The organism is Pseudomonas sp. 13B_3.2_Bac1, from assembly GCF_025466205.1.
Taxonomy (GTDB): Bacteria; Pseudomonadota; Gammaproteobacteria; order Pseudomonadales; family Pseudomonadaceae; genus Aquipseudomonas; species Aquipseudomonas fluorescens_H.
In genome coordinates this window covers 1-4861 of record NZ_JANLOG010000051.1, presented here as the reverse complement: position 1 = coordinate 4861, position 4861 = coordinate 1, and the positions used below count along the sequence as shown (strand labels likewise).

General features: G+C 62.4%; 3 protein-coding genes. All 3 read right to left on the bottom strand.

Annotated features, from left to right (window positions below; translation table 11 throughout):
• Positions 1–25: 25 nt before the first annotated feature.
• On the bottom strand, positions 26–1795 hold the full coding sequence (locus NTD85_RS08240) for a FimV/HubP family polar landmark protein (protein WP_262141922.1): 1770 nt from the start codon (positions 1793–1795) through the stop codon (positions 26–28).
• A 127-nt stretch (positions 1796–1922) separates the two neighbouring features.
• On the bottom strand, positions 1923–2357 hold the full coding sequence (locus NTD85_RS08235) for a MarR family transcriptional regulator (protein WP_027613988.1): 435 nt from the start codon (positions 2355–2357) through the stop codon (positions 1923–1925).
• 133 nt (positions 2358–2490) lie between these two features.
• Complete coding sequence (gene recQ / locus NTD85_RS08230; RefSeq protein ID WP_262141921.1) at positions 2491–4620, bottom strand: DNA helicase RecQ; 2130 nt, start codon at positions 4618–4620, stop codon at positions 2491–2493.
• Positions 4621–4861: the final 241 nt, after the last annotated feature.

Sequence of the window (4861 nt, the reverse complement as noted above, 5' to 3'; positions counted from 1 at the left end):
GCGAACAATTCCGCTGACTCAACCTTCAGCGAATCCCCGCCAATAACGTCCGCGCCGTTTGCTTGAGGGGCTCATCCCCTTCCTTGAGCAATTCATTGAGCAAGGCAATCGCGCTGTCGATGTCGCCATCATCAATGCAGGTCTGCGCCTGTTCGAGTTTTCCCGACCCGGCTGCGGGTTCCGGCTCGTCGGTCTGAAGATTCAGCGGCTCCAGGGTCAGCGACTGCTCCGGATCAGCGAACTCGTTGAGAAAGTCGTCGTCCAGCGGCTGTGCGTCCGGTTCGGGAATCCACTCCAGCTCCGTCTCTTCGCTGGCCACTGTTTTCGGCAACTCGAAGTCCGCCGGCAGGATTTCAAGGCCGGAGTCAGCGGCAGACCGGTCTGTGGGCTGAGCAGATGCCGAACGACTGTCCTCAAGATCCCAACTGGACGCCATCGACAATTCACCCAGATTCAATTCGAAATCATCCTCTGGCGCAGGAGCAACCACTGCGGCAGCCGCGACAATCGGCAACACCGGCGCTATCGGTGCAGCGCTGTGCAATTTCGGATGTCGGTCACGGATCACGACCAATTGCTGAGGATCCACCCCGGCATCACGCAGGCGGCTTTCCTGCTGTGCATAAGCCGCGCTGTCGCCCTGCCGCCCCAACACTTCGAGCAATTGCACTCCCAGCTCGGTGCGCTCCGGTTCCTTGTCCATGGCATTGCGCAACAGCCCGACCGCCTCGCTCAGACGCCCATAGGCCAGATAGATCCCCACCGCTTCCAGCACATCGCCCGCCACCGGCTCCTCACGGTGTTCGGTGGCTATGGTGATGCTCGCCGATTGCGCGGTTGGCGGGTCTTCAGGATCGATGGGCTGGCTGGCCGGCAGCGCCGCCAACGGTGTCGCGTCCTGTGCCGGTTTGCGCCGACGACGGAAGAAAAGCCCTCCCCCCAACAGCCCCAGCAGCACCAGCAAGCCACCGAGCAACGGCCAGTTGAGGCCATCGTCGGCAGCTTCAGGCGCGGTGGTGACCGGCGCAGGTGTTGGCGGCGTGACAGCCGGTGCCGGGGGCTGTTGCAGTTCGCTCAAACGCGTTTGCAGATCACTGATCTGCTTTTTGCCGTCGGCTAGCTGGATATCCTGCGCCTGCAGTTTTGCGTTGAGTTCCTCGACGGACTTTTGCAACTGCTGATTGAGCAACACGCTGGCCGCCAATTGCTCGGCCACGGCATCGTTGGCTGGCGCCGCCGCTGCGGGAGTTGGCGCTGAAGGTGCCGCCTCGCGCTTGCCTTGAGCAGCCTGGGGCGCCGCCGTGGCAGGTTCGACGGTGGGGAATTCAGAAGATTGCGGACGTGGATCGGGCTCGTCGGTTGCCGGCACGATACTCGGCGATCCGGGCGGATCGATCAGTACCGTGTACTCGCGCAACAAACGACCATTGGGCTGATTGAGCTGCACCAGAAAATTCAGAAAGGGTTCATTGACCGGTTTGCGCGAGGTCACCCGGATCATCTGGCGATTGCCATGCAGGATCGGGGTGAACCTGAGGTCATTGAGGAAGAACACCCGCTCGACCCCGGCCCGACCGAATTCATCCGCCGTGGCCAGGCTGGCCGAGAGGTCGCTGGCACTCAGGCCAGCGGCATCCACCAGGGCGATGTCGGCCTTGAGCGGCTGATTGAGGGCCGAGTGGACAGTGATGTCCCCCAACCCCAGCGCCATCGACCAGGTCGAATAGCTGAATACACCAGCGACCAGCAGCCATCTGGCGCCACCGCGCAGTACTACGTGCCGACTTGCGAGCATGAGCATCCCTTAAATAAGCAAAACCGGTTTCTATGCGTTCGCACATCCGGTACGAACACGATATTGCCCAGTAGTTCTTATAGTCTGCTCAGCGCGATCCCTCAAAAAACCTCTGTGCAGTTATGCCTCAAGATTTTTCCAGGTTGCCCAGAATGTGCCCGTGAACCCGCATGCACACCTTCAGATCCGCCTCGTCGACGCCTTCGAACAATTCGTGGCGCAGCTGCGTGGCAATGGTTTCGATTTGTTCGATCAGCGGCAGCGCCGGGGCGCAAAGGACGATTTTTTTCGCTCGGCGGTCTTCCATCACGGACTGGCGTTGCACCAGGCCTTGGCTTTCCAGGCTGTCGAGTAAACGCGCGAGGGTCGGCCCTTCGACACCGACGCTTTGCGCCAGCTCGCGTTGGGTCGGCGCGTCCTCGAAACGCGCCAGATGCAGCAGCACCAGCCAGCGTGCCTGGGACAAGCCCAGACCGGCCAGCCGGCGATCCAGTTCGGCACGCCAGCCACGGGACATCTGGGCCAGTTGCATGCCAAAGCGGTGTTGATCGGTTAACGGCATAAAACACTCATGAGTAGACTGACAAATAGAGAAAAACTAATTATTAGTCAGCTAAGCATGACATTTGGCTATAGGCAAGAGCCGACCTGTACTGAATCGTTACAACTGCATGACGGTTGGCGCAAACGCCCTCTTACATTTCGAACTCGGATTGCAACGCAGCCCTTACGCAGTAAAGAACGCCTTCCGGAACTCGACCGGCGAACAGCTCGGCGATCTCGGCGACCGACGGCAACTCGCCCTCGCCGTCGAGGAACGCGTCCTGCACTGCGCCCATCAGTTCTTCAGGCAAGTCCAGCGCCTGCTCCAGCGACAATTGCTGTTTGCCGATGGCCTCGGCGAGCATCGTGTAGACGTTCTTCTCGGAGCACTGCAACTGCCCGGCGATCTGCATCGGGGTCATGCCGGCGCGGGCCAGGGTGATCAGTTCGTGGCGCACATCGGCCACCACTTTCGGCGCTTCGGCTTCGCCGCCGAGCACTTCGAGGAAGGCCTCGCCGTAACGTTCCAGCTTGCGCGCACCAACGCCGCTGACCCGCGCCATGTCGGCCAGCGAGGTCGGCTGGCTGCGCAGCATTTCCAGCAGGGTCGAGTCGGGGAAGATGACGTACGGCGGCACGCCATGCTCCTCGGCGAGTTTGCGTCGCAGCGCACGCAGGGCTTCCCACTGTTCGCGCTCTTCGCCACGCACCAGTTGGCTGGCCGGGCTCTTGCTCGCGGTCTTGGCGGTGACCTGTGGTTTGAGGTCGCGGCGCAGTTCCAGCGTCACCTCGCCCTTGAGCAACGGCCGGCAGGTGTCGCTCAGGCGCAGGCCTCCGTAGCCCTCATGATCGACATCGGCCAGACCACGGGCCACCAGTTGCCGGAACAGCGAGCGCCATTCGCTCTCGCTCAGCGCCTTGCCGACGCCGTACACCGACAGGTGCTGATGGCCGAAGCTGCGGACCTTTTCGTTATCCTTGCCCAGCAGCACGTCGACCAGATGGCCGACGCCATAGCGCTGACCGGTGCGATAGATCGCCGACAGTGCCTGGCGCGCCGGCTCGGTGGCGTCCCAGGTCTGCACGCCGTCGACGCAGTTGTCGCAGTGGCCGCACGGCTCGGGCATGTCCTCGTCGAAGTACGCGAGCAGGGTCTGCCGCCGGCAGCGGGTTTCTTCGCAGAGCGAGAGCATCGCGTCGAGCTTGTGCTGCTCCAGACGCTTGTGGCGCTCATCGCCTTCGGAGTTCTGCAGCATCTGCTTGAGCATCACCACGTCTTGCAGACCGTAGGCCATCCACGCGTCCGCCGGCAGGCCATCACGACCGCCACGCCCGGTTTCCTGATAGTAGGCCTCGAGGGATTTCGGCAGATCGAGGTGCGCAACGAAACGCACGTTGGGCTTGTCGATGCCCATGCCGAACGCCACGGTGGCGACCATGATCAGGCCTTCCTCGTTGAGGAAGCGCTTCTGGTGATAGGCGCGCAGATCATTGGGCAGACCGGCGTGATATGGCAGCGCCGGGAAGCCCTGCTCGCTGAGGAACGCGGCGACTTCCTCGACCTTCTTGCGCGATAGGCAGTAGACGATGCCGGCATCACTGCGCCGCTCGGCAAGGAACGCCAGCAACTGCTTGCGCGGCTGCTCCTTGGGCACGATGCGGTAGAAGATGTTCGGCCGGTCGAAACTCGACAGGAAACGCTCGGCGTTCTGCAGGTGCAGGCGCTCGACGATTTCTTCGCGGGTGCGCTTGTCAGCCGTGGCCGTCAGGGCGATGCGCGGGACATTGGGGAATAACTCCGCCAACTGCCCCAGTTGCAGGTATTCGCGACGGAAGTCATGACCCCATTGCGACACGCAGTGCGCTTCGTCGATGGCGAACAAGGCGATCTCGAGGCTTTGCAGGAAGGCCAGCATGCGCGGCTGCACCAGACGCTCCGGCGCCAAGTAGAGCATCTTCACTTCACCGCGCTTGATGCGGGCCGCCAGATCACGCTGCTGTTCGGCGCTCAGCGTGGAGTTCAGCGCGGCGGCGGCCACGCCCAGCTCTTCGAGGGTGGCGACCTGATCGTCCATCAAGGCGATCAACGGCGAGACCACCACCGCCAGGCCTTCGCGCAGCAGCGCCGGAACCTGGAAGCACAGGGATTTGCCGCCACCGGTAGGCATCAGCACCAGCGCATCACCGCCGCTGGCCACGCGCTCAATGATTGCACCCTGACGGCCACGGAAACTGTCGTAGCCGAAGATGTCCTTGAGAACGCGTTGAGCCTGTTCGAGCATAAAAACTCCAAAAATCTACCGAAACATCCCTGCACAGGCTGGTTCAGGACAGCCAGGGCTGCTTAAACAAAACGTAAGAGCGCATTGCAAAGGCAGCCGCAATACGCGCAGGGAGCGCAAAACGCGGCAGTATACCCGAGCGTTCCCCGGCACAGGGTGCCGCTGATAAGACTCCGCTAGCCGCCAACACGAAAACCCTGTGGGAGCGGGGGGGGGGGGGGGGGGGGGGGGGGGGGGGGGG